General features: G+C 44.2%; 17 protein-coding genes, 21 tRNA genes, 3 rRNA genes and 1 riboswitch. Of the genes, 8 read left to right on the forward strand and 33 right to left on the reverse strand.

Annotated elements, in window-relative coordinates:
- Positions 1–19 precede the first annotated feature (19 nt).
- The 3 genes from C5695_RS15155 (at position 20) to C5695_RS15165 (ending at position 1,510) form a co-directional block, all read left to right on the forward strand.
- Positions 20–1,066: a cytochrome d ubiquinol oxidase subunit II gene (locus C5695_RS15155; RefSeq protein WP_187441390.1), complete on the forward strand. Its 1,047-nt coding sequence runs from the start codon at positions 20–22 to the stop codon at positions 1,064–1,066.
- 68 nt (positions 1,067–1,134) lie between these two features.
- Positions 1,135–1,293, forward strand: a complete 159-nt coding sequence (locus C5695_RS15160) for a DUF1540 domain-containing protein (protein ID WP_117733145.1) — start codon at positions 1,135–1,137, stop codon at positions 1,291–1,293.
- Positions 1,294–1,318: 25 nt separating this feature from the next.
- Entirely contained in the window at positions 1,319–1,510 is a 192-nt protein-coding gene (locus C5695_RS15165; protein WP_117731438.1) for a hypothetical protein, read from the forward strand.
- A gap of 114 nt (positions 1,511–1,624) precedes the next feature.
- Here the strand turns inward: C5695_RS15165 and menC are convergent, their stop codons facing one another.
- From menC to C5695_RS15195, 6 genes are all read right to left on the reverse strand, one after another.
- A complete protein-coding gene (gene menC, locus C5695_RS15170) occupies positions 1,625–2,749 on the reverse strand; it encodes an o-succinylbenzoate synthase (protein ID WP_117731439.1) in 1,125 nt (374 codons plus the stop codon).
- Positions 2,746–4,197 (reverse strand): o-succinylbenzoate--CoA ligase, encoded by a 1,452-nt coding sequence (locus tag C5695_RS15175; RefSeq protein ID WP_117731440.1) that lies wholly within the window; start codon positions 4,195–4,197, stop codon positions 2,746–2,748. Before C5695_RS15175 ends, menC begins: the two co-directional genes overlap by 4 nt.
- Before the next feature lie 70 nt (positions 4,198–4,267).
- The gene (gene menB, locus C5695_RS15180; RefSeq protein WP_044142129.1) at positions 4,268–5,086 is read right to left on the reverse strand and encodes a 1,4-dihydroxy-2-naphthoyl-CoA synthase; all 819 of its coding nucleotides are present in this window, start codon (positions 5,084–5,086) and stop codon (positions 4,268–4,270) included.
- Positions 5,087–5,100: 14 nt separating this feature from the next.
- A complete protein-coding gene (menH, locus tag C5695_RS15185) occupies positions 5,101–5,925 on the reverse strand; it encodes a 2-succinyl-6-hydroxy-2,4-cyclohexadiene-1-carboxylate synthase (RefSeq protein WP_117731441.1) in 825 nt (274 codons plus the stop codon).
- Entirely contained in the window at positions 5,910–7,652 is a 1,743-nt protein-coding gene (gene menD, locus C5695_RS15190) for a 2-succinyl-5-enolpyruvyl-6-hydroxy-3-cyclohexene-1-carboxylic-acid synthase (protein ID WP_117731442.1), read from the reverse strand. Before menD ends, menH begins: the two co-directional genes overlap by 16 nt.
- A complete protein-coding gene (locus tag C5695_RS15195) occupies positions 7,645–9,063 on the reverse strand; it encodes an isochorismate synthase (protein WP_117731443.1) in 1,419 nt (472 codons plus the stop codon). The genes menD and C5695_RS15195 overlap by 8 nt, the downstream gene beginning before the upstream one ends.
- A gap of 381 nt (positions 9,064–9,444) precedes the next feature.
- On the opposite strand from C5695_RS15195, the gene C5695_RS15200 reads away from it, so the two are divergent.
- From C5695_RS15200 to C5695_RS15210, 3 genes are all read left to right on the forward strand, one after another.
- Positions 9,445–10,383, forward strand: coding sequence for a 1,4-dihydroxy-2-naphthoate polyprenyltransferase (locus tag C5695_RS15200; RefSeq protein ID WP_117731444.1), 939 nt, complete (start codon positions 9,445–9,447; stop codon positions 10,381–10,383).
- Positions 10,384–10,507: 124 nt separating this feature from the next.
- On the forward strand, positions 10,508–11,242 hold the full coding sequence (locus C5695_RS15205) for a TraR/DksA C4-type zinc finger protein (RefSeq protein ID WP_117731445.1): 735 nt from the start codon (positions 10,508–10,510) through the stop codon (positions 11,240–11,242).
- 86 nt (positions 11,243–11,328) lie between these two features.
- The gene (locus C5695_RS15210; protein WP_034620862.1) at positions 11,329–11,805 is read left to right on the forward strand and encodes a TspO/MBR family protein; all 477 of its coding nucleotides are present in this window, start codon (positions 11,329–11,331) and stop codon (positions 11,803–11,805) included.
- Between the two features lie 77 nt (positions 11,806–11,882).
- On the opposite strand, the gene C5695_RS15215 is transcribed toward C5695_RS15210, so the two are convergent.
- From C5695_RS15215 to C5695_RS15330, 24 genes are all read right to left on the reverse strand, one after another.
- A tRNA-Glu gene (locus C5695_RS15215) sits at positions 11,883–11,954 on the reverse strand.
- 7 nt (positions 11,955–11,961) lie between these two features.
- A tRNA-Ser gene (locus C5695_RS15220) sits at positions 11,962–12,052 on the reverse strand.
- 4 nt (positions 12,053–12,056) lie between these two features.
- Positions 12,057–12,131: transfer RNA gene (locus C5695_RS15225), tRNA-Asn, on the reverse strand.
- 6 nt (positions 12,132–12,137) lie between these two features.
- Positions 12,138–12,214, reverse strand: a tRNA-Ile gene (locus C5695_RS15230).
- A 17-nt stretch (positions 12,215–12,231) separates the two neighbouring features.
- A tRNA-Gly gene (locus tag C5695_RS15235) sits at positions 12,232–12,305 on the reverse strand.
- An 11-nt stretch (positions 12,306–12,316) separates the two neighbouring features.
- A tRNA-His gene (locus C5695_RS15240) sits at positions 12,317–12,392 on the reverse strand.
- Between the two features lie 28 nt (positions 12,393–12,420).
- A tRNA-Phe gene (locus C5695_RS15245) sits at positions 12,421–12,493 on the reverse strand.
- Positions 12,494–12,511: 18 nt separating this feature from the next.
- Positions 12,512–12,588, reverse strand: a tRNA-Asp gene (locus tag C5695_RS15250).
- Positions 12,589–12,592: 4 nt separating this feature from the next.
- A tRNA-Met gene (locus tag C5695_RS15255) sits at positions 12,593–12,669 on the reverse strand.
- A gap of 23 nt (positions 12,670–12,692) precedes the next feature.
- A tRNA-Ser gene (locus C5695_RS15260) sits at positions 12,693–12,785 on the reverse strand.
- A 7-nt stretch (positions 12,786–12,792) separates the two neighbouring features.
- A tRNA-Ile gene (locus C5695_RS15265) sits at positions 12,793–12,869 on the reverse strand.
- Between the two features lie 4 nt (positions 12,870–12,873).
- Positions 12,874–12,947, reverse strand: a tRNA-Met gene (locus tag C5695_RS15270).
- Between the two features lie 25 nt (positions 12,948–12,972).
- Positions 12,973–13,045 (reverse strand) — tRNA-Ala (locus C5695_RS15275).
- 8 nt (positions 13,046–13,053) lie between these two features.
- Positions 13,054–13,130, reverse strand: a tRNA-Pro gene (locus tag C5695_RS15280).
- A 7-nt stretch (positions 13,131–13,137) separates the two neighbouring features.
- A tRNA-Arg gene (locus C5695_RS15285) sits at positions 13,138–13,214 on the reverse strand.
- Positions 13,215–13,225: 11 nt separating this feature from the next.
- Positions 13,226–13,311 (reverse strand) — tRNA-Leu (locus tag C5695_RS15290).
- Positions 13,312–13,323: 12 nt separating this feature from the next.
- Positions 13,324–13,395 (reverse strand) — tRNA-Gly (locus tag C5695_RS15295).
- A gap of 30 nt (positions 13,396–13,425) precedes the next feature.
- A tRNA-Leu gene (locus tag C5695_RS15300) sits at positions 13,426–13,508 on the reverse strand.
- Between the two features lie 8 nt (positions 13,509–13,516).
- Positions 13,517–13,592, reverse strand: a tRNA-Lys gene (locus C5695_RS15305).
- A gap of 37 nt (positions 13,593–13,629) precedes the next feature.
- Positions 13,630–13,705, reverse strand: a tRNA-Thr gene (locus tag C5695_RS15310).
- Between the two features lie 33 nt (positions 13,706–13,738).
- Positions 13,739–13,814: transfer RNA gene (locus C5695_RS15315), tRNA-Val, on the reverse strand.
- A gap of 534 nt (positions 13,815–14,348) precedes the next feature.
- Positions 14,349–14,464: ribosomal RNA gene (gene rrf / locus C5695_RS15320) — 5S ribosomal RNA — on the reverse strand.
- 61 nt (positions 14,465–14,525) lie between these two features.
- Positions 14,526–17,456 (reverse strand): 23S ribosomal RNA (locus tag C5695_RS15325).
- Positions 17,457–17,638: 182 nt separating this feature from the next.
- Positions 17,639–19,187, reverse strand: a 16S ribosomal RNA gene (locus C5695_RS15330).
- Together the 16S, 23S and 5S rRNA genes form the textbook arrangement of a ribosomal RNA operon.
- Positions 19,188–19,580: 393 nt before the next feature.
- A riboswitch (TPP riboswitch) is annotated at positions 19,581–19,682 on the forward strand.
- A gap of 98 nt (positions 19,683–19,780) precedes the next feature.
- Between C5695_RS15330 and thiT the strand changes: the two genes are divergently transcribed.
- On the forward strand, positions 19,781–20,356 hold the full coding sequence (gene thiT, locus C5695_RS15335) for an energy-coupled thiamine transporter ThiT (RefSeq protein WP_117731446.1): 576 nt from the start codon (positions 19,781–19,783) through the stop codon (positions 20,354–20,356).
- A 239-nt stretch (positions 20,357–20,595) separates the two neighbouring features.
- Here the strand turns inward: thiT and C5695_RS15345 are convergent, their stop codons facing one another.
- The 3 genes from C5695_RS15345 to C5695_RS15355 all read right to left on the reverse strand — a co-directional run bounded on the left by C5695_RS15345 (position 20,596) and on the right by C5695_RS15355 (position 23,442).
- Positions 20,596–21,150, reverse strand: a complete 555-nt coding sequence (locus C5695_RS15345) for a GNAT family N-acetyltransferase (RefSeq protein WP_117731448.1) — start codon at positions 21,148–21,150, stop codon at positions 20,596–20,598.
- Between the two features lie 202 nt (positions 21,151–21,352).
- A complete protein-coding gene (locus tag C5695_RS15350) occupies positions 21,353–22,900 on the reverse strand; it encodes a flotillin lipid rafts scaffold protein FloT (protein WP_117731449.1) in 1,548 nt (515 codons plus the stop codon).
- An 11-nt stretch (positions 22,901–22,911) separates the two neighbouring features.
- Positions 22,912–23,442: an NfeD family membrane protein gene (locus C5695_RS15355; RefSeq protein ID WP_117731450.1), complete on the reverse strand. Its 531-nt coding sequence runs from the start codon at positions 23,440–23,442 to the stop codon at positions 22,912–22,914.
- Positions 23,443–23,647: 205 nt separating this feature from the next.
- Here C5695_RS15355 and C5695_RS15360 point away from each other — a divergent pair, with 205 nt between their 5' ends.
- Complete coding sequence (locus C5695_RS15360) at positions 23,648–24,127, forward strand: DinB family protein (RefSeq protein ID WP_187441365.1); 480 nt, start codon at positions 23,648–23,650, stop codon at positions 24,125–24,127.
- Positions 24,128–24,135: the final 8 nt, after the last annotated feature.

Consider the following 24,135-nt stretch of genomic DNA (forward strand, 5'->3'; position numbering starts at 1 on the left):
AGGAGCGATCTAGATGCAAATGGATGTGACAACTGATGCACTCATTGCAATCACCATCTTATGGGGGTTCGTTTTTATCTATGCAGTGATGGCATCAATGGATTTCGGCGCAGGATTTTGGTCCATGATTTATATGAATAGAGAACAAACAAAGGCCGCTAATATCGCAAATAAGTACCTTTCACCAACATGGGAAGTAACAAACGTCTTTATTGTGGCAATTGTTGTTGCATTGTTTAGCATGTTTCCAGGTGCGACCTTCGTACTTGGTACCGTTTTATTAATACCCGGAAGCATCATATTATTGCTTCTTGCCCTGCGAAGCGGTTTTCTCGTGTTTTCTCATTCACTCCCTAAAAAATATCGAAAAGCAGTTACTTACATTTCAGGGATTAGCGGATTTATCATTCCCTCTATCCTCATCATGGTTCTCCCGATTACTCATGGTGGATTTATTTTTCAGGAGAACGACGTCTACTCATTAGATCTTGGACTAGTCTTTACGAGTGCAAATGTCTATTCTTTTATCGGCTTTGCCATTTTCAGCACCCTTTTTCTATCGTCTTTACTTTTAGCTGATTTCTCGAATGTGGCTGATGAGGATGAAGCCTACAGCATTTATAGAAGAGGTGCTCTCATTACGGGTCCACTTTCACTCATGATGGCCTTTTTCATCATGCTGACATTACGAAGCGAAGCGAATTGGCTGTTTACAAAAATGATGCAAAACATCCCTATTCTTCTTGTATCACTTCTGATGTTTTTACTGGCAGGACTGGCTCTATTTTTACCAAACAGCCGGTTTAAAAACCGAAAAGGTCGGCCACGTTTGGCAGTCATTGCGATTACCATTCAATATTTCTTAGCAAGCTACGTGTACGGACGTGCCCACTTGCCTTATATGGCCTATCCAGATATTACAATCATGTCTGGATTTACAGATCCTGTCACATTTAGAGCATTATTTATTACGTATATTGTAGGGTTTATCATCTTATTTCCGGGCTTCTATTTCTTCTGGAAATTATTTATGAAGGATAAGCGTTATATCCGCCAAGAGGATTAATATGAATGGCAGAGGTTCATTCCGGTTACATTATAGAAGAAAGACATACTCAAAAGGAGGTCATCTGTATGAGTCAAAAAATCCTTTGTGAAGTTAATAACTGTTCCTATTGGAATACCGGAAACCGTTGTGGTGCGGATGCAATTTATGTCGTCAGCCACACAGGAACTACGGCTGAAAAAAGTGAAGAAACGGATTGTAAAACGTTTAAACCACAAGATCTTTAAGTCTCATTAAAGGAGGCGCTTCACGTTGACACACGATCGGCTGCTTCAAACGTTTCTTGACGAAATTCATGACGCGGACGAAGCCGCATTTTATCAGGCCGCTCACTCCTTTTTAAACCTTTGGGATTATGAATATGGCCATGCAGCAAACATGCCCAATGAAATGAATCAATATATCGGTCAGCTTGCGTACGACAGCGAGCTGGTAGAAGAGTAAGAAAGTCAGAAAGAGCGGATCACCGCTCTTTCTTTTTTGTTCAGACAGGAAGGAAAAACTTTCCCTCACTATACATAGATTTGATTTGTTGTGCAAAAGGTGATTGACTCGTTTTCACTTCACAAAATCATGTTTTGTAAACACATCAATTTTATCTGAGAAAGAACGAAGCGCTTGATAATCCACTTCTACGCCCATTCCTGGGGAACGAGGCACTTCAATAAACCCATTTTCAACCTTAATTTCAGGAAAAACGATATCCTGCTCCCAATATTTTGACGAAGCTGAAATGTCACCTGGGATTGTAAATTGAGGAAGAGAGGCAAGCGCCACGTTTTGTGCGCGGGAAATACCTGTTTCAATCATCCCTCCAACCCATAATGGAATATGATGCTCCTTACTGAACGTATGGATTTTCAGGGCTTCTGTCAGCCCACCAACTCGTGAAGGCTTCACATTTATAATTTGACAGCTGCCAAGCTCTACAGCTTTTCTAGCATCATCTAAAGAACAAATACTTTCATCCAAACATATCGGTGTTTTTAAATGCTTTTGTAAATGTCGATGGTCCACGATATCATCTGCAGCTAGTGGCTGTTCAATCATTAATAAACGAATGTCGTCGAGCTGCTTGAGCTTGCTGATATCCTTTAATTGATAAGCAGAGTTTGCATCCGCCATTAATGGCAGGTCAGGGAAAGCCTCTCTTATTTTTTGAAGAAGTCCAATGTCCTGTCCCGGCTTAATTTTCACCTTTACACGCTGATATCCTTGGTCCATAAATTGCTGAATTTGCTTCAGCATGTCGTCTACAGGTCCTAATCCCGCCACGACGCCTGACGGTATTCTCTCTCTCGTACCGCCTAATACGTCGCGTAAGGGCTTATTCTCACGCTTCGCATAAATATCCCAAACAGCCGCTTCAATTCCCGCTTTCGCCATCTTATTGCCTTTAAACTGGTACAGGCTGTCTGGTATTTCTGAAGGATGTGTAAAAGTGCGTGTCAGCACATTCGGGATAAAGAAAGCTCTCAGCATGTGATAGCAAGTCTCAATGGTTTCTTCTGTATACCACGGAGAAGAAAAAGCCGACACCTCTCCCCATCCAGTCAATCCTGTTTGATCTTTTACCTCAACAATAATAAACTCACGCTCTGAAATGGTGCCAAGACTTGTTGTAAATGGCTGCTTGAGCTTCATTGTGACATGATATAAAATCACTCGTTCAATTTGAATCATCTAAAAACCCCTTTGATCCTGAGTCTGTGCCTCTGCAATTTATTCGACGCATTTCTTGGCAGCTCGTCCACAAAATGAAAAGCAGCGGGCCATTTATATTTTGCTAAATGCGACTCACATAAAGCATAGAGCTCATTCTCCGGTATCTTTTGGTCTGTGACAAGAAATGCGGCCGGTACCTCTCCCCATTTATCATCATACATACCCGTCACTCCGGCTTCCTTTACATGCGGATGTGCTAGCAGAACCGCTTCAATTTCCGCAGGATAAATATTCTCACCGCCAGAAATAATTAAATCTGAACGGCGGTCAAGCACAAATAAGAACCCGTCCTCATCCACATAGCCAATATCACCGGTTTTCAGCCAGCCTTGATTAAAGGCAGCCGCGGTCGCTTCTTCACGGTTAAGGTACCCTTTCATGACATTTGCACCTTTCACCATAATTTCGCCATGTTCAAAAGGACGACAAATACGTGTACCATCTTGAATTTTCAGCTCACACCCAAAAAGGGGTTTCCCCGCTGATCCAAGCTTCTCTACACTAAATTCAGGCGCAAGGGTCACAATTTGTGAACAGGTTTCCGTCATACCGTACGATTGAAACACAGGAAATCCCTTCTCTTTGCTTTCTTGCAGCATCGCAAAAGGTGCAGGGCCTCCGCCTAATAAAAGACAGCGCAAAGAAGACGGACATTCTTGCAACCTGCTTACTAAACGAGATAACATCGTTTGAACAACAGAAATCATCGTCACACGATGCTGTTCAATTGAATCTTTTACCTCATCGACATCAAATTTCTGATGAAGCACGACCGTCATCCCATAGATCACAGACTTAAATAAAGCGGATAACCCACTAATATGAAAAAGAGGCAGTGCGATCAGCCAGCGGTCAGCGTCCTTAACGCCCATATTCAGTGCAGATGAAACAGCACTATGAAAATGATTGCCAAACGTTTGCTCTACACCTTTTGGGCGTCCTGTTGTGCCAGATGTATACATGATAGTCGCTGTTTCATTCAAATCAAATTCGCTCTCCATTTTCCTTTCATGGTCTCCACCTGCATCAGGTAGAGTCTCCATTGTATAAACAGGTAGGTCATCCTTATGATCACTTGCATAAACAGGTTCAGTCAATAAAGCCGCAGCTTTTGCATCTTCAAGCTGATAGCGCCTTTCAGCTTTTGTTAACTTATTGTTCAATAGAACAATTTTTAATCCTAATGAAAAACAAGCATGAACGAGCATCACCATTTGAGGCTGATTGTTCATCAAAAGTCCAACCGTTTCCCCCTTTTTTAATGATGCATGCGCAAGTCTATTTGAAAGCTCATTGACATCATCAGCTAAATCGCGGAAAGTCCACTCTTTATCCTTGTAAATGAGCGCAACTCTTTCTGGCGTTAAATAAGCACGGTGCAGCAGCCAATTAGGTTGCTTCATCATGACACCTCCTTTTCGTAAAAGAAAACAGCTTAGTCTCATGCACTAAGCTGTTTTCATCGATATCATTGAATCAAGGGAAACGCGGGAACTGACCGAAGTCCGGTTTGCGTTTTTCCTTAAAGGAATCGCGCCCTTCTTTTGCTTCATCTGTTGTGTAATAAAGAAGTGTCGCATCTCCTGCAAATTGTTGAATACCAGCTAGTCCATCCGTATCTGCATTAAATGCAGCCTTCAAGAATCGTAAAGCAGTTGGGCTCTTTTCTAGCATTTCCTCACACCACTTCACTGTTTCTTCTTCAAGCTGCTCTAATGGTACAACTGTGTTGACAAGTCCCATATCAAGCGCTTCTTGTGCATTATATTGACGGCATAAGTACCAGATTTCTCTCGCTTTCTTATGACCAACAATACGTGCAAGGTAGCCTGAACCATAACCAGCATCAAAGCTGCCTACTTTTGGACCAGTTTGTCCAAAAATCGCATTATCTGCTGCAATTGTCAGGTCACACACTATGTGAAGAACGTGTCCGCCTCCGATTGCATAGCCTGCAACCATCGCAACGACCGGTTTTGGAATGACACGAATCAAACGCTGTAAGTCTAATACATTTAGACGCGGAATTTGATCGTCTCCTACGTAACCGCCATGACCGCGTACTTTTTGATCTCCACCAGAACAGAATGCTTTACCGCCAGCACCTGCAAGTACGATCACACCAACATTTGAATTATCACGAGCACGTGAAAATGCGTCAATTAATTCACTTACAGTCTTTGGTGTAAACGCATTATGTACATGTGGACGATTAATCGTAATCTTTGCAATCCCATTGTACGTTTCATATAAAATTTCGTCATATTGACGCTCAGTTTGCCATTCAATAGCCATCAATAGTTCCTCCTCTAATCTTGCGTAATAAACTCACTTACTATTTTACCAAAAAAATATGGTTGTTCCACATGAACTGTATGCCCAGCCTGCTCAGCTAATATAAATTGACTGCCTTCAAGCTCCTGCTGCATACGTTTGGCGATCTTGCAGAACTTTTCATCAAGCGTTCCGCAAATCAACAAAACAGGCAAATTCATATGCTTTAATGCCTTCCAAACAGAGGGCTGTGAACCTGTTCCTATACCCTCTAAACTGCGAGCCAGCCCAAGTGGATCAGCTTTCAGCCTTCCCTCTCTCAATTGAGCCTGTGTTTCCGCTGACAAAGTTTTCTGCGATGCAAACAGTGGAATACTCTCCCAAAAATCGATAAACTTCACTAAACCTTCATGTCTCAATTTCTGCGCGAGCTGGTGATCATGTTTGATTCTTGCCATCCGCTCAGGAAAAGTGAGTAGCCCTGGAGAGGCACTCTCAAGAATCAATTTGTTGACACGATCTGGATAACGAGAGGCAAATGATAAGGCAATACGCCCTCCCATAGAATATCCGAGAATATTCACTTTGTGAAGCTTTAATTGATTTAATATCTCTACAAGATCTGCCAGCTGCTGTGACATTGCATACCTTCTCACATTTGCTGGAGAATCCGTTTTACCGTGGCCAAGTAAGCTGACCTGTATCAATCTTGTGTTCTTCATATAAGCATTCAAGAACGACCAAGAATCCGCGCTTCCAGTAAAGCCATGTAAGCATAATGTGGCATTGTCAGCCGATGGATTCTGATCCACCACCTCGTACGCCACACCATCACGCAACCGTATTATGAGAGAAGGCATTCTTTTTTCACTTCTTCCAATATGTCATCCATCATTTGACGATGCTTGCTTACACGGGAATGTCGATCTGTTTCAATTTCAATTAAATGAAGTCCAGGCTCTTCTATATGCGCCATGTACACATCATGTAATTCTTGTTTCGTTGACGGTTTTGAATAGGTTCCCCCATACAGCTTCGAAGCATACTCAAAATTCAGTCCAGTCGGTGTACCAAAGAGCTTTTCATAATACGGTTCATCAGACGCTTGTGGAAGGAAAGAAAAGATGCCTCCTCCATCATTGTTTAACAAAACAACCGTCAGCGGAATGTCCATCAGCTTAGCTGCAAGGAGACCATTCATGTCATGATAAAATGATAAATCTCCAATCACTAAGGTAACGGGCTGTTTCAATGCCGCATACGTACCGAGTGCTGTAGACACAACGCCGTCAATACCATTGGCTCCTCGATTGGCCATCATCCGAAAAGGCTTCGATTGTACTTCAAAAAATGTATCCACATCACGAATCGGCATACTATTTCCGATAAAAAGAATACTCTCTTTTGGCAAAAGATGCTGAAGCTGACGGTACACATTCCCCTCAAATGACAAGTCCTCATCAGAATAAGAGGATGCATGCGTCCTGAATGAAGAATTAACATCTTGCCAGCGTTTTAGAAAACTTGTATCCTTTAGTTCATCCGCTCTATTTAATACTTCATCTACAAAAGCTACCACATCGCTTTCAATGATGTATGAAGCACTTAACCCAGGATCTCGAAAGCCTCCCGCAGCATCAACGACCATTTGATTCACTTCCGCGTGCTTTTCCAGCCATTTAAAGAGAGGTTTAGACACAGGCATCGGTCCAAAACGAATGACCATATCAGGTAATAGATGCTGCTGCAATGCTTCATCCTTCAATAACGAATCATACGCATCAATAATAAGATCTGCATGCTCATGCCCATTTCGTAAATGAGAAAGCGGGTCAGCTAATATCGGAACATGCAAGGCTTTCGAAAGACGTAACACTGCCTCTTTCTCTTCCTCCGTATGAAGTTCACCACACACAATCATGCCTTTTGTCGATTGGTTCATGACCGTCATGATTTCAGACATCAAACGATCATTTGGGAAAGCCTGTCCTGCTCCTAATACTTTTTTCGTGTCTATTTCTTCTCGCTTAAAAGGATCAATAGACAAATCAGGAAGCAAAGGTTCTCTCAATGGGACATTGACCTGGACGGGTCCCTTCGGCTCTTGCGTTGACATATAATTTGCTCTTGCCGCAGCCGTCTGAACATAACGCAGCATCGCCTGACTCTCTTCTGGCAATGCTAAGTCTGTGAACCATTTAACAAACTTACCGAATAAGAATTGCTGATCAATCGCTTGAGGTGCCCCAACTTCCCTCAATTCGTGCGGCCGATCAGCAGTTAAAACAATCAGTGGTACACGTGAATAATGTGCCTCTACAATAGCTGGGTAAAAGTTAGCAGCTGCCGTACCTGAAGTACAGATAAGCAGTACTGGTGTTTGACTTGCTTTTGCAAGACCAAGCGCATAAAAAGCAGCAGACCGTTCATCCACTAATACATGGACATTGATGTCTCGGTGGGCAAGTGCTAGCATCGCAAGTGGGGTTGAACGAGAACCAGGGCAGACAACTGCCTCATTTACACCACCTTGGACAAACTCATTCATCAATCTGCCAATATATGTTGTCATAACTTGATTATTCAATAGGACGACCTCCGAGCGCAGACAGCATTGGTCTTAACTTCACTTGCGTTTCCTCGTACTCCTGCTTTGCAAGGGAGTCCTCTACAATGCCGCAGCCTGCGAACAAACGAACATGGTCTTCCTCGATAAGACCTGACCGAATGGCGACAGCAAATTCTCCATTATCCTGAGAATCAATCCAGCCGACCGGCGCCGCATACCAGCCACGCTTCAACGGTTCGATTTCACGAATGACCTCAACCGCTTTTTCCTTCGGATATCCACCTAATGCTGGTGTCGGATGGAGCTGCTCAATTAATGAAAAGAGAGAACAGCTGCTTTTGATTTCTCCCACGATCGGTGTAAACAAATGCTGAATATTTTTTGTTTTATAAAGACTTGGTTGATTTGGTTTATGCACGTGAAGACAATTGGCCTCAAATGCTTGTTGAATCATATCGACAACAATTTGATGTTCAATCAAATTCTTCTCATCATGTAGCAGTTCCTCACCTAATGCTTGATCTTCCGCTTCATCTTTTCCACGAACAATTGAACCTGCTAAACAAGATGAAAAGACCTCTCCGCCGCTTTTTTTCACTAATCGTTCTGGTGTAGCGCCGACAAATGCTTGTCTTCCCTGTTCAACCGCAAATACGTAACTCGTTGTTTGATGCTTTAATAATTCTGCTAACAGTGGAGCAAGTGCAATTTGATTTTTATAGTGAAGCAAGACTTCTCTTGCTAAAACAACCTTTTCATATTCGTTAGCCCGGATGTGGTCTGTCGCTTCTTGGATCGCCTTCATCCATTCCTTCACATCAAGCTCTTCCATATGAACAAGTTCAGCTTGTCCATCATGTCTGAGCGGTAATGTTTCAAAACGAGAGGCTTTTTGTTCTAACTCTTGAATGAGCTGATGAACATTCCCATCTACCTGCTTCCATTCATTGATCGTCAGAAACGTTCCTTCTTTTGAAACGGTGAGCATCATAGATGGCACAAAAAAATGAGCCTCGCCAAAAGCTTCCCAGTGACTCGCCTTCTCTTCATACGGATCAAATGAGAATCCTCCAAACAAAAGCGGACCAACAGCCGCTTGCCTTAACTCCTTCTCATCATGAAAATGGAACATGTGCTGCTTCAGCTGTTCCCAATCTTGATGGACTATATCAAATCGTTCCTTGCCTTGCTCAGATGATTTAATGACGGCCGCTCTACCCAGTCCAGAAAATATCATTTGGCTTTCTGGATCAGACCAAAAAAACCGCTCGCCTAAAAAATCCGCTTCGCCGCTTTGAAAAAAGGCAAGAGGATCCAGATCGTCAACTCTTCTGGAGTAGCTTATCAAAACAGCATGGTTGACGTTATTCGCTTCTTCTAATGTCGCAAGCGCTTCCTGCCGGAAAGTACTTTGCACTGTTGTCACCATGATACATTCCTCCAAAATCCATGAAATAACATAAAAAAATAAAACCATAATGAAAAAATACATGAACATTCGAGTATGTCGAATGACCTGCTTTTCTATTATAAACCTTAACAGATGAACTTAGTAAAGAAAACAGCTTTTAAAACCTCGAATCCTTATTATATCACGCTTCCAAGATTTTTTCGCTCCCGCTTCTTGAAATGAGAACATCTATTTAAAAGTGGCAAGACCTGTTCGAAGATCAAGCTTTCTCTCTATATGGGAACGATTAGCAATCATCTTTTTCTTGTTTCATCGCATCAATATATTGACACCTTTTTGAACTTTGCTAAACTGGAATTTGGACGTGTACGTATTTTTTTATTTAAAGGAGTATATTTTATGCAGCATCATTCGATATCAGATCAGCTTTCACCAATTAAACCTGATAAGAACTGGCGGATTTGGTGGAATTTACTACGACCGCATACATTAACAGCGGCATTTATTCCCGTTACTTTAGGAACTGTCCTAGCACTTCCAAGTGGTCAAATACATGTTGGGCTATTTTTAGCCATGCTATTTGCTTCTATGTTTATCCAAATCGCGACGAACATGTTCAACGAGTACTTTGATTATGTTCGCGGACTGGACAACGAGAAATCTGTCGGCATCGGCGGAGCCATTGTAAGAAACGGTGTGAAGCCAAAAACAGTCCTCAACCTCGCTTATGGCCTATTTGCACTTTCGTTATTATTAGGCGTATATATTTGCATGATGTCCAGCTGGTGGATTGCACTGATAGGACTTATTTGTATGGCAGCAGGCTATTTCTATACCGGAGGCCCTGTACCAATTGCATATACACCGTTTGGAGAACTTGTATCAGGTGCTTTCATGGGATTAGGCATCATCTTAATTAGTTTCTATATCCAGACTGGCACACTGACATCTAAAGCTGTTCTTGTCTCATTGCCAATTTCTATTTTAGTTGGTGCCATCTTACTATCGAACAATATTCGCGATTTAGATGGTGATAAAGAGAATGGTCGAAAAACACTTGCGATTCTTGCTGGAAGAAAAGGTGCAGTGAACATTTTACTTTCCATGTTTTTGGTCTCATATGTACTCATTTTTGTTTATATCTTCACAGATATCGTCGGCTTTTGGAGTCTTCTTGTTTTACTCAGTGTCCCAAAAGCCTATACAGCCATTAAAGAATTCAAGCAAAAAGAAAAACCAATTGAATTAATGAATGCCATGAAATCTACAGCTCAAACCAATACCTTTTTCGGTTTCCTGCTGACAATCGCGTTGATCTTACAATACTATATCGCATAGCTAAGAACACCTGCAGCCGAGCGCAGGTGTTCTTTTGTTACGAGGAATTGCTTCAAATTGGAACTAGTCTTACTTTCAAAATTGTTCATACTAACAATATGTTTGATATGAAAGGATGATCGCTTTGTTGTCTAAAGACGAATTACATCATTTGAAACAACGCCTAATGAGAGAAAAGCAAGAACTCGAAGCCAAAAGCCATGACGATGAACAAAAAGTATCATTTCCTTATGATTCTGTCGGAGAACTGTCAGCCTATGATAATCACCCAGGAGATCAAGGTACAGAGCTGTTCGAACGAGGGAAAGATATTGCTCTAAATAGTTTAGATCATGAACATCTGTTAGACATCAATGAAGCACTTCAAGCCATTGCTGACGGCTCTTATGGGTTTTGCAAAGTCTGTAATGCCCCTATTCCAAAGGAACGCTTAGAAGCCTTGCCCACTGCCGTCACATGCATAGAACATTCAAAAGAACAAACCGTTTCTCAAAACCGTCCGATTGAAGAAGATTTACTAAGTCCCCCATCAGGTCAATTTGAAAATGAAGAAAGCGCAGCCTACGATGGAGAGGATGCATATCAAGACGTAGAACGCTACGGAAACTCTGATACCCCGTCGGATATGGAATTCCCTCCACTGACATACGATGATGTGTATACACAATCAGAAGATGAAGATTATGTAGAAGACTATGAAGGATTCGCAGCTGCTGATATCGAGGGCAAAGCTACCAAGGTGTACCCAAATAAAGCACACGAAGCCTATGAAGAAGCATTAGACGAAGAAGGCGTCATGACGGTATTCGGTGACTTGAAACCGCACGAAGAAGAGCCTTATATAGAAGAAAATCATTAGTCCCCTCATATTGGGGGCTTTATGTTTATATCATGTAATAATTGGGAAATCATTTTAAGAGTGAATTTGATTGGAGGAGATTGTTAATGGCGAGAAAAAGTATCATTTGGGCAGTTGTTGTTTTCTTTATTACATACGCATTATTCTCTATTGCCGGATTCTTGTTTCCGATTGACAGAGAGTGGTATGATGCATTAAATAAACCGGAATGGACACCAAGTGGCGGTGTAATTGGGGCTGTGTGGGCTGTCTTATTTGCACTCATTTCGTTGTCCGCAGCGATCATTTACGGAAAGTATGGGTTTCAAAAGATCACTTTACCATTTTGGATTCTTTTTCTTTTAAATTACGTTTTTAATCAAGCCTTTAGCTTTTTTCAATTTACACAAAAAGATTTATTTGCCGCTACGATCGACTGTCTGCTTGTAGCACTGACAGCACTCGCACTTGTCATCGTCTCGCGTAAACTAAGCAAAGTCGTTCCAATTTTACTGATCCCTTATGTTTTATGGGGCTTCTTTGCGACATACTTGTCTTACACGATCTATTCCATGAATATGTAAAAAAAGACCGCTCTCGTGGCGGTCTTTCATTTTGAAGAAAATAAAAAAGAGGTCTTTGACATGACCTCTTTTAAAAATGACCCGTACGGGATTCGAACCCGTGTTACCGCCGTGAAAGGGCGGTGTCTTAACCGCTTGACCAACGGGCCAATTAAATGGCGGAGAAGGAGGGATTTGAACCCTCGCGCCGCTCGCGCGACCTACACCCTTAGCAGGGGCGCCTCTTCAGCCACTTGAGTACTTCTCCATTATGGCTCCGCAGGTAGGACTCGAACCTACGACCGATCGGTTAACAGCCGATAGCTCTACCACTGAGCTACTGCGGAAGATCATGGTGGGCCTGAGTGGACTCGAACCACCGACCTCACGCTTATCAGGCGTGCGCTCTAACCAGCTGAGCTACAGGCCCATGAACAGATATGCAAATGGAGCGGGTGATGGGAATCGAACCCACGACATCAGCTTGGAAGGCTGAGGTTTTACCACTAAACTACACCCGCAAAGATATGTATGGGGCGATTGATGGGAATCGAACCCACGAGTGCCAGAGCCACAATCTGGTGCGTTAACCACTTCGCCACAACCGCCATACTATTAATATTTTTTTGTAAAAAGTGGCTCGGGACGGAATCGAACCGCCGACACACGGATTTTCAGTCCGTTGCTCTACCAACTGAGCTACCGAGCCAAGTATTTATTTTAAAAATGGCGGTCCGGACGGGACTCGAACCCGCGACCTCCTGCGTGACAGGCAGGCATTCTAACCAACTGAACTACCGGACCATTTTGGTTGCGGGGGCAGGATTTGAACCTGCGACCTTCGGGTTATGAGCCCGACGAGCTACCGAACTGCTCCACCCCGCGATAATATAAGTTTTTAAAAAATATGGCGGAGGAAGAGGGATTCGAACCCCCGCGGGCTTTGACACCCCTGTCGGTTTTCAAGACCGATCCCTTCAGCCGGACTTGGGTATTCCTCCGTATAGATGGTGGACCTTGTAGGACTCGAACCTACGACCGGACGGTTATGAGCCGTCTGCTCTAACCAACTGAGCTAAAGGTCCTTTATAGCGGCGGAGGGGATCGAACCCCCGACCTCACGGGTATGAACCGTACGCTCTAGCCAGCTGAGCTACACCGCCATGATCAAAATAATCTTTTAAAAAGTGGAGCCTAGCGGGATCGAACCGCTGACCTCCTGCGTGCAAGGCAGGCGCTCTCCCAGCTGAGCTAAGGCCCCATAAAAGATGGTCGGGAAGACAGGATTCGAACCTGCGACCCCTTGGTCCCAAACCAAGTGCTCTACCAAGCTGAGCTACTTCCCGATCTTAATGGCGCGCCCGAGAGGAGTCGAACCCCTAACCTTTTGATCCGTAGTCAAACGCTCTATCCAATTGAGCTACGGGCGCTTATTTTATAATGCCGAGGGCCGGACTTGAACCGGCACGGTAGTCACCTACCGCAGGATTTTAAGTCCTGTGTGTCTGCCAATTCCACCACCCCGGCGTGGATGGTATAAGCGGAAGACGGGATTCGAACCCGCGACCCCCACCTTGGCAAGGTGGTGTTCTACCACTGAACTACTTCCGCATTACAGGATTTCTTTATTTTATTTGGCAATGCGGGTGAAGGGACTTGAACCCCCACGTCATAAAGACACTAGATCCTAAGTCTAGCGCGTCTGCCAATTCCGCCACACCCGCATGAAACATGGTGAGCCATGAAGGACTCGAACCTTCGACCCTCTGATTAAAAGTCAGATGCTCTACCAACTGAGCTAATGGCTCGCTTTAAAAGCGACTTGTCTATCTTACCATATGAAAGTGGTGCCGGCAAGAGGACTTGAACCCCCAACCTACTGATTACAAGTCAGTTGCTCTACCAGTTGAGCTACACCGGCTTTATCTATCCTAACATTATGTAAGAATAAATATGGTGGAGGATGACGGGCTCGAACCGCCGACCCTCTGCTTGTAAGGCAGATGCTCTCCCAGCTGAGCTAATCCTCCACTATGTAGGAATCTCTCGATCCGACAAAGATTATTATATACAGGTTTTGATCATTTGTAAAGGCTATATTAAAAAAATTTTATTTCAATTTTCGCTGCGTATTTCTTTTAACAAATGATCGTCATTTCCTCTATTCAAACAGCGTCATCTAACATTTTTCACCTCAACTTCTCCATTCTATATTCTCTTTAAAAACGGTCAATTCCTTCATAAATACCAGCAGTCTATCATTTTTATGCTATAGGTATTCCTTAGCATCTAACAATAGATATAGTATGTAGATATCAAAATAGATGTATCTATCAAGATCGATACGGTGCTCTTTTATCATCTAATAATCTGAGTCTCTATTGATTCCTTCATAGATATGGATTTATCTGCTGAAACGCTCTATCTATTTGTTTCAAAGTTTTTCACATGCTTGTAAATGGATTAAGGTGTCGAAGCGTTCTTCAAATAAATGCAATCAACATCATATTTTCTCATGAAGCACAAAAAAGAATCATTTCCATATGAAAATGATTCTTAGAAAAGCTTGGCGGCGTCCTACTCTCACAGGGGGAGACCCCCAACTACCATCGGCGCTGAAGAGCTTAACTTCCGTGTTCGGTATGGGAACGGGTGTGACCTCTTCGCTATCACCACCAAACCTGATGGAGAGAATGTTCTCTCAAAACTAGATAACAATGTTCATGCTTCACATTAGAATAAAGGTTAAGTCCTCGATCTATTAGTATCTGTCAGCTCCACGTGTCACCACGCTTCCACCTCAGACCTATCAACCTGATCATCTTTCAGGGATCTTACTTCCTTGCGGAATGGGAAATCTCATCTTGAGGGGGGCTTCATGCTTAGATGCTTTCAGCACTTATCCCGTCCGCACATAGCTACCCAGCGATGCCCTTGGCAGAACAACTGGTACACCAGCGGTGCGTCCATCCCGGTCCTCTCGTACTAAGGACAGCTCCTCTCAAATTTCCTGCGCCCGCGACGGATAGGGACCGAACTGTCTCACGACGTTCTGAACCCAGCTCGCGTACCGCTTTAATGGGCGAACAGCCCAACCCTTGGGACCGACTACAGCCCCAGGATGCGATGAGCCGACATCGAGGTGCCAAACCTCCCCGTCGATGTGGACTCTTGGGGGAGATAAGCCTGTTATCCCCGGGGTAGCTTTTATCCGTTGAGCGATGGCCCTTCCATGCGGAACCACCGGATCACTAAGCCCGACTTTCGTCCCTGCTCGACTTGTAGGTCTCGCAGTCAAGCTCCCTTGTGCCTTTACACTCTGCGAATGATTTCCAACCATTCTGAGGGAACCTTTGGGCGCCTCCGTTACATTTTAGGAGGCGACCGCCCCAGTCAAACTGCCCACCTGACACTGTCTCCCTGCCCGATAAGGGCAGCGGGTTAGAAGGTCAATACAGCCAGGGTAGTATCCCACCGATGCCTCCACCGAAGCTAGCGCTCCGGTTTCCAAGGCTCCTACCTATCCTGTACAAGCTGTACCAACATTCAATATCAGGCTGCAGTAAAGCTCCACGGGGTCTTTCCGTCCTGTCGCGGGTAACCTGCATCTTCACAGGTACTATAATTTCACCGAGTCTCTCGTTGAGACAGTGCCCAGATCGTTGCGCCTTTCGTGCGGGTCGGAACTTACCCGACAAGGAATTTCGCTACCTTAGGACCGTTATAGTTACGGCCGCCGTTTACTGGGGCTTCAATTCGCACCTTCGCTTACGCTAAGCGCTCCTCTTAACCTTCCAGCACCGGGCAGGCGTCAGCCCCTATACTTCGCCTTACGGCTTCGCAGAGACCTGTGTTTTTGCTAAACAGTCGCCTGGGCCTATTCACTGCGGCTTCTCGGGGCTTTAACACCCTAAGAAGCACCCCTTCTCCCGAAGTTACGGGGTCATTTTGCCGAGTTCCTTAACGAGAGTTCTCTCGATCACCTTAGGATTCTCTCCTCGCCTACCTGTGTCGGTTTGCGGTACGGGCACCTCTCACCTCGCTAGAGGCTTTTCTTGGCAGTGTGGAATCAGGAACTTCGCTACTAAATTTCGCTCGCCATCACAGCTCAGCCTTTACGGGAAACGGATTTGCCTATTTCCCAGCCTAACTGCTTGGACGCGGATATCCAATACCGCGCTTACCCTATCCTCCTGCGTCCCCCCATTGCTCAAATGGTGAGGAGGTGGTACAGGAATATCAACCTGTTGTCCATCGCCTACGCCTTTCGGCCTCGGCTTAGGTCCCGACTAACCCTGAGCGGACGAGCCTTCCTCAGGAAACCTTAGGCATTCGGTGGACGGGATTCTCACCCGTCTTTCGCTACTCATACCGGCATTCTCACTTCTAAGCGCTCCACCAGTCCTTCCGGTCTGACTTCACTGCACTTAGAACGCTCTCCTACCACTGTTCGTTAGAACAGTCCGCAGCTTCGGTGATACGTTTAGCCCCGGTACATTTTCGGCGCAGAGTCACTCGACCAGTGAGCTATTACGCACTCTTTAAATGGTGGCTGCTTCTAAGCCAACATCCTGGTTGTCTAAGCAACTCCACATCCTTTTCCACTTAACGTATACTTTGGGACCTTAGCTGGCGGTCTGGGCTGTTTCCCTTTCGACTACGGATCTTATCACTCGCAGTCTGACTCCCAAGGATAAGTCATCGGCATTCGGAGTTTGACTGAATTCGGTAACCCGGTAGGGGCCCCTAGTCCAATCAGTGCTCTACCTCCGAGACTCTTACCTTGAGGCTAGCCCTAAAGCTATTTCGGAGAGAACCAGCTATCTCCAGGTTCGATTGGCATTTCACCCCTACCCACACCTCATCCCCGCACTTTTCAACGTGCGTGGGTTCGGGCCTCCATTCAGTGTTACCTGAACTTCACCCTGGACATGGGTAGATCACCTGGTTTCGGGTCTACGACCACGTACTCATGCGCCCTATTCAGACTCGCTTTCGCTGCGGCTCCGCATCTTCTGCTTAACCTTGCACGGGATCGTAACTCGCCGGTTCATTCTACAAAAGGCACGCCATCACCCATTAACGGGCTCTGACTACTTGTAGGCACACGGTTTCAGGATCTATTTCACTCCCCTTCCGGGGTGCTTTTCACCTTTCCCTCACGGTACTGGTTCACTATCGGTCACTAGGGAGTATTTAGCCTTGGGAGATGGTCCTCCCGGATTCCGACGGAATTTCACGTGTTCCGCCGTACTCAGGATCCACTCTGGAGAGAACAACATTTCAGTTACAGGGCTGTTACCTTCTTTGGCGGGCCTTTCCAGACCTCTTCGCTTATATCGTTCCTTTGTAACTCCGTATAGAGTGTCCTACAACCCCAAGAGGCAAGCCTCTTGGTTTGGGCTGTTCCCGTTTCGCTCGCCGCTACTCAGGGAATCGCATTTGCTTTCTCTTCCTCCGGGTACTTAGATGTTTCAGTTCCCCGGGTATGCCTTCTCATACTCTATGTATTCAAGTATGGATACTACTCCATTACGAGCAGTGGGTTTCCCCATTCGGAAATCTCCGGATCAAAGCTTGCTTACAGCTCCCCGAAGCATATCGGTGTTCGTCCCGTCCTTCATCGGCTCCTAGTGCCAAGGCATCCACCGTGCGCCCTTTCTAACTTAACCATTTCTTACTTTAGAAAGAATCACTATGTGTGATGAACTTTGCATTGCATTCAATGTGAATGTATTACTTATTGTTATCTAGTTTTCAAAGAACAATCCTGTCTCGCTAGAGACATGTCTTGAAGGAATGATCCTTCAAAACTAAACAAGACGAAAACGCACACTGCTCCATATATCCTTAGAAAGGAGGTGATCCAGCCGCACCTTCCGATACGGCTACCTTGTTACGACTTCACCCCAATCATCTGCCCCACCTTCGGCGGCTGGCTCCATAAAGGTTACCTCACCGACTTCGGGTGTTGCAAACTCTCGTGGTGTGACGGGCGGTGTGTACAAGGCCCGGGAACGTATTCACCGCGGCATGCTGATCCGCGATTACTAGCGATTCCAGCTTCACGCAGTCGAGTTGCAGACTGCGATCCGAACTGAGAACAGATTTATGGGATTGGCTAAACCTTGCGGTCTCGCAGCCCTTTGTTCTGTCCATTGTAGCACGTGTGTAGCCCAGGTCATAAGGGGCATGATGATTTGACGTCATCCCCACCTTCCTCCGGTTTGTCACCGGCAGTCACCTTAGAGTGCCCAACTAAATGCTGGCAACTAAGATCAAGGGTTGCGCTCGTTGCGGGACTTAACCCAACATCTCACGACACGAGCTGACGACAACCATGCACCACCTGTCACTCTGTCCCCGAAGGGAAAGCCCTATCTCTAGGGTTGTCAGAGGATGTCAAGACCTGGTAAGGTTCTTCGCGTTGCTTCGAATTAAACCACATGCTCCACCGCTTGTGCGGGCCCCCGTCAATTCCTTTGAGTTTCAGTCTTGCGACCGTACTCCCCAGGCGGAGTGCTTAATGCGTTAGCTGCAGCACTAAGGGGCGGAAACCCCCTAACACTTAGCACTCATCGTTTACGGCGTGGACTACCAGGGTATCTAATCCTGTTCGCTCCCCACGCTTTCGCTCCTCAGCGTCAGTTACAGACCAGAGAGTCGCCTTCGCCACTGGTGTTCCTCCACATCTCTACGCATTTCACCGCTACACGTGGAATTCCACTCTCCTCTTCTGCACTCAAGTTTCCCAGTTTCCAATGACCCTCCCCGGTTGAGCCGGGGGCTTTCACATCAGACTTAAGAAACCGCCTGCGAGCCCTTTACGCCCAATAATTCCGGACAACGCTTGCCACCTACGTATTACCGCGGCTGCTGGCACGTAGTTAGCCGTGGCTTTCTGGTTAGGTACCGTCAAGGTGCGAGCAGTTACTCTCGCACTTGTTCTTCCCTAACAACAGAGCTTTACGATCCGAAAACCTTCATCACTCACGCGGCGTTGCTCCGTCAGACTTTCGTCCATTGCGGAAGATTCCCTACTGCTGCCTCCCGTAGGAGTCTGGGCCGTGTCTCAGTCCCAGTGTGGCCGATCACCCTCTCAGGTCGGCTACGCATCGTCGCCTTGGTGAGCCATTACCCCACCAACTAGCTAATGCGCCGCGGGTCCATCTGTAAGTGACAGCCGAAACCGTCTTTCATCCTTGAACCATGCGGTTCAAGGAACTATCCGGTATTAGCTCCGGTTTCCCGGAGTTATCCCAGTCTTACAGGCAGGTTACCCACGTGTTACTCACCCGTCCGCCGCTAACATCCGGGAGCAAGCTCCCTTCTGTTCGCTCGACTTGCATGTATTAGGCACGCCGCCAGCGTTCGTCCTGAGCCAGGATCAAACTCTCCGAAAAAGTACAAAACCGAAGTTTTGTTTTTCGTCAGCGTTTGACTGACTACCTATGATGTATCATAGGATTTTTTTATAAAAACTTGAATTAACAGGTACGTTTTGTCTTGTTTAGTTTTCAAAGATCATTTTCGTTATCGCTCAGAAGCGACTTTATTAATATAACATTCTATCAAGATGAAGTCAACAACTTTTTTCTTGATGTCATTTATCAACCGCGCTGTTTCAGCGGCGAATACAAATATAACACCTTTCCAAAGAAGAAACAAGTATTTTTTCTAAATAATTTATTTTTCCTGATCTCTTCCTATATATTGCTACAAAATCGCTTATTTACGGGAATTCCCTATTGTTGATCCTGAAGGTCTTTAGTATATTTATAAATAGATAAAAACTTAATAACCGCAGGGGGAGCTTTGTGCTGAGAGTGAACATTCGTTGTTCTGACCCTTTGAACCTGTCAGTTAATACTGAAGTAGGAATGTGGAATCAATTGAATACATGTGGTGTATTCAGCTCGATATGTTTTTCTATGAATAACATACTCATCCTCACACGGTCTCTCCTTGCTCAATTCATGAAAAAGGAGATTTTTTTATGCAACAATCAAATCAATTGGTACGACTAATGGAAATTGCCATTATGACTTCACTAGCACTTGTATTAGATTACTTATCAGGTCTCTTTTTAAGAATGCCGAACGGCGGGTCTCTTGCGCTGATTATGATACCCGTTATTCTTATGTCTATTAGATGGGGAATATCCACCGGGTTTATCATTGGAGTGCTCATTGCAGGCCTCCAGCTGATGAATGGCCCTATTATCGCTACACCAGTTCAAGGATTTCTCGATTACTTCGTCGCATCTGTTGTCATTTCCCTAAGCGGCTTGTTTTCTGGATTGATCAAAAAAGCTATTCAGGATCAAAAGCGAAAACAGCAATTCTTCTATATTACCTTATCTGTCTTTACTGCAAGTTTCTTCAGACTGTTGACGTTCTTTATCTCTGGGGTTGTTTTCTTTTCTCACTATGCACCGAAAGGAACACCAGGATGGGTTTACTCTTTAGTTTATAACAGCACGTATATGGTTCCTTCATTTATTATTTGTAGTATTGTTCTTTGTATACTCATACCAAGTGCATCTCGTTTGGTTTTTCCTCACCAAAAATAACCGGCTGATTTTAGCTGGTTATTTTTTATGCATAATTTGCCGCTCTATCGAATCTATTAATAGTAGAAGATTTCATGCTGGAGGTACGACAATGAACCCTTACTCCATTATGCTGTGCTGTTATATTCTCAGTCTTGCTTATTTTTTGGCAGGTTTCTATGAAGCTTTAAAAATAGCAGGCGTAAAAGGAAAAGTAGAGGCTTCTCCTTTTATCTCTTATATATTGCTTGCTGTGCTTTTCACTTTTTTCTCTCATTATTACTGGAAGCTGACGATTTAATTCGGTGTACATGGGCATGTAATTCAGACAACTCCCACCCATACCCTATTTCATTATGTTCCTCGCCAGCCAGCTCGAACTGGCTGGTCACGACAAAATGAGGTTGAAGCTTTTGATAAAATTGCTTCGCTGAATTTTGTTCAAACACCCATAGCATCATATTTTGATATCCTTTTTCTATTAAATAACTCACTCCTTCTGCAATTAAAGCAATACCTGCTCCTGATTTCTGTTTCTCCTGTAATAAATAGATCGCATAAAGCTCTCCATCGTATGTTGGGTAGCGTTCATCACGCTGCTTTCCAAAAGATGCAAAACCAAATACGCCATCAACATCTTCTACGACAAACGTACCTTCAAGCGACCTGTTTCTCCAGCTCTCTTCCCGATCTTCTATATGTAAACTGTCCAAATACTCCTGCTTAATAATGCCGTGATAAGTCGTCTTCCAGCTTTTCACATGTATTTCGGCGATTTTAGGAATATCTTGTTGCACCGCATGTCTCACCTTCATCCATACCACTCCTTTTCACTGTTTTCACCCTATCTATATCATGATAAATTCCTATTTCTTAAAATTCAATCGCTAAAGGATATCTGCTGACATTTTGTCGTCAACACACCATGACATAAAGAAAACAAAGTGCTAAAATAAAGATCATTTTAGCACTTTGTCAACAATCTGAGACACCTTCTGATGAAGGTATCTATTCATTTTATTCTTCTATTTGATGATCAGCGACCTCTTTTTTTCTTGGCTGTTTGATTTCATTCGTTAGTTCTTGAATGCTTTGCTTCACATTGCCTTTGCCGGAAAAGTTCTCAATAATTTCTTTGACGTCAATTCCAGAGGATGCTTTCAGGCTTTCTTGCAGACTAGACATAAGGTTTGTCGCATAGCCAGTGACTTTATTGGCTCCGCTGCCTTCGCCGTTACCACCAGTATCCACAACAGTAATTTTATCAATGTTAGAAAGTGGTGCAGATACTTGCTTCGCATATTCAGGAAGCATTTTCACAATCATATCAAGGATCGCTGCCTGACCATACTGTTCAAATGCTTCAGCGATTTTCTCTTTCGCTTCGGCTTCTGCAAGTCCTTTCAGTCTAATGACTTCTGCCTCTGTTTCCCCTTTCGCACGATCAGCTTCCGCTTTGGCAAGCCCGTCAATACGGACTTTCTCAGCTTCTGCTTTTGCCATTGCTTCAATGCTATATTTCTTCGCATCTGCTTCAGCAAGACGTTTCGCTTTTTCCGCCGCTGCTGACTGCTCAACAGCATAACGGTCCGCATCTGCTTTCTTTTTCACTTCAGAATCGTATTGACGTTCACGACGCTGAATCTCTTTTTCTTCTAATTCAATTTGCTTCTGGCGTTCTATAATTTTGACTTGCATTTCTTGTTCAGTTACGTTCTGACGATTGCGAGCTGTTTCAAGATCGTACGCTTGGTCGGCACTTGCTTTCGCCGTATCCTGTTCGCGTCTGAATTCTGCTCTTTTCAGCTCATTAACCTTTTCTGCTTCAGCGATTTCAGTGGCACGTTCAAGCTCAGATTTCTTCGCATCTTTATCTGCTTCGGCACGTTTGATACGTGTTTCTTTATCTGCTTCAGCTGTTGCAATATCTGCATCGCGCTTCACTTGGGCAATTCTAGGTTTACCTAGTGATTCTAAATAACCATTTTTATCACGGACATCCTTGATCGTAAACGATACAATGACGAGACCCATTTTCGCCAAATCTTGAGAAGCGACACGTTGTACTTCTTGAGAAAATTTCTCTCTGTTTTTATAAATCTCTTCTACTGTCATTGATCCTAAAATGGAGCGAAGGTGACCTTCCAGTACTTCTCTCGCTTCATTTTCGCGGTCTTCTTTTGTTTTACCTAAAAATTGCTCTGCAGCAGTAGCAATTTCTTCAATTGATCCGCCAATTTTAATGATTGCCGTTCCATCTGCCATAACTGGCACACCTTGTTCGGTATAGACTTCAGGCGTTGAAACATCTAGCTTGCTAGATAGTAAGCTGAGCGGCTCCGCTTGTTGAAAGACAGGAAGTACAAAGGTACCACCGCCTCTTACAATCTTAATCTTGTTTCCACCTTCATCCACGTGGACATTTTTACTTCCTAGGTAACTTCCTGTGACGATTAATGCTTCATCTGGACCTGCTGTCCGGTATTTCGAAACAAACACACCAATAAGTGCAATAAGAATCACAAGCACAATTCCAATAATAATTAAAATTGTTGTTCCTGGCATAGCATTCCCTCCTAGATTTCTTCATTTGGTATAACTGATAAGACACCTTTGTTCACTTCGACGACTAGCACCCGGGTTCCATATGGAATCTCTTCTTCGTCGAAACTGATTGCTGGCTTTGAGATTTTCCCGCTATTACTAATTAACAGCACTTCTCCAAACCCGTCTTTTGGAACAGATACAATGATCTCCCCAGTTCTTCCTTTTAAATCGGCCTCCGCATATGAGAGAGATTCTTCAGCAGAGGAAAGTGGGACTAAGACAAATACATTTAAGCAAGTCACGAGAACCACTGCGAGAATGGCAGATAATACTGCGCCAAGTCCACTTCCTACAATTGCTGTTTTTTCTGAGATAAACCCTCCAGCCGAGAAAAAGGTGAGAAATGCGAGGATCAATGTTGGTTGAAGGAATGGAACAGGAATCGCTTCAAACAATCCATCAAATACATCGCCAAAAAAGACGAAAACAAGTGTTAGGATTCCTGATATCATCAATATGTATAAATACAGCGTCTGAAGTGGCAGACCGAACACATCCATCTTCCTCACCCTTCCTTCATGAAGTGATCAGCCTTTGTTTCATTTAGACCATGCTCACCTCCATGTGTATTCCTTCTAACAGGTAATACGAACCACTTTTGTAAAGGTTTCATATTTCATCACAATTCTTCACAGGATTTCTCGGATAGCTCAAGAATGATTGTCATGTACCAGTATGTTAAAATTTGATCTTGAGGTGATGAGAATGAGTTTATTACATGATGCAAGACAAGAATTGTGGCAAGAGCTGCAAGGTTTGAATGAAGAACAATTGAATCAGAAGTTATCTGATGATACTTGGAGTATTCAAGAGGTGGCAGATCACTTGAAGAAGATGGACCTCGTGGCAGCCAAACATCTAGCTGCTGAGGGAAAAAAAGCACCGATGAAAGAATATGAGCCAAAGCCAGTGGAAATGGCAGAGGATCGTTCAAGAAAAGCGACTGCGCCTAGTATTGTTGAGCCTGAGCGCAAGCATGTGACACCTACACATTTAAAGGATGAGCTCGATACAGCGCGTGAACAGCTCAATCAAATTTTATCAACGTTTACTGAGGATGATTTCAAACGTGTCATTGCACACCCGGTGTTTGAAGAATTATCTTTGAAGCAATATCTTGATTTTATCGGCGCACATGAAAAACGCCATATCCATCAAATCAAAGAAATTAAAGAACAGCTATAAGGCATAAA

Origin of the sequence: Bacillus pumilus (assembly GCF_003431975.1) — a bacterium.
Classification (GTDB): Bacteria; Bacillota; Bacilli; order Bacillales; family Bacillaceae; genus Bacillus; species Bacillus pumilus_N.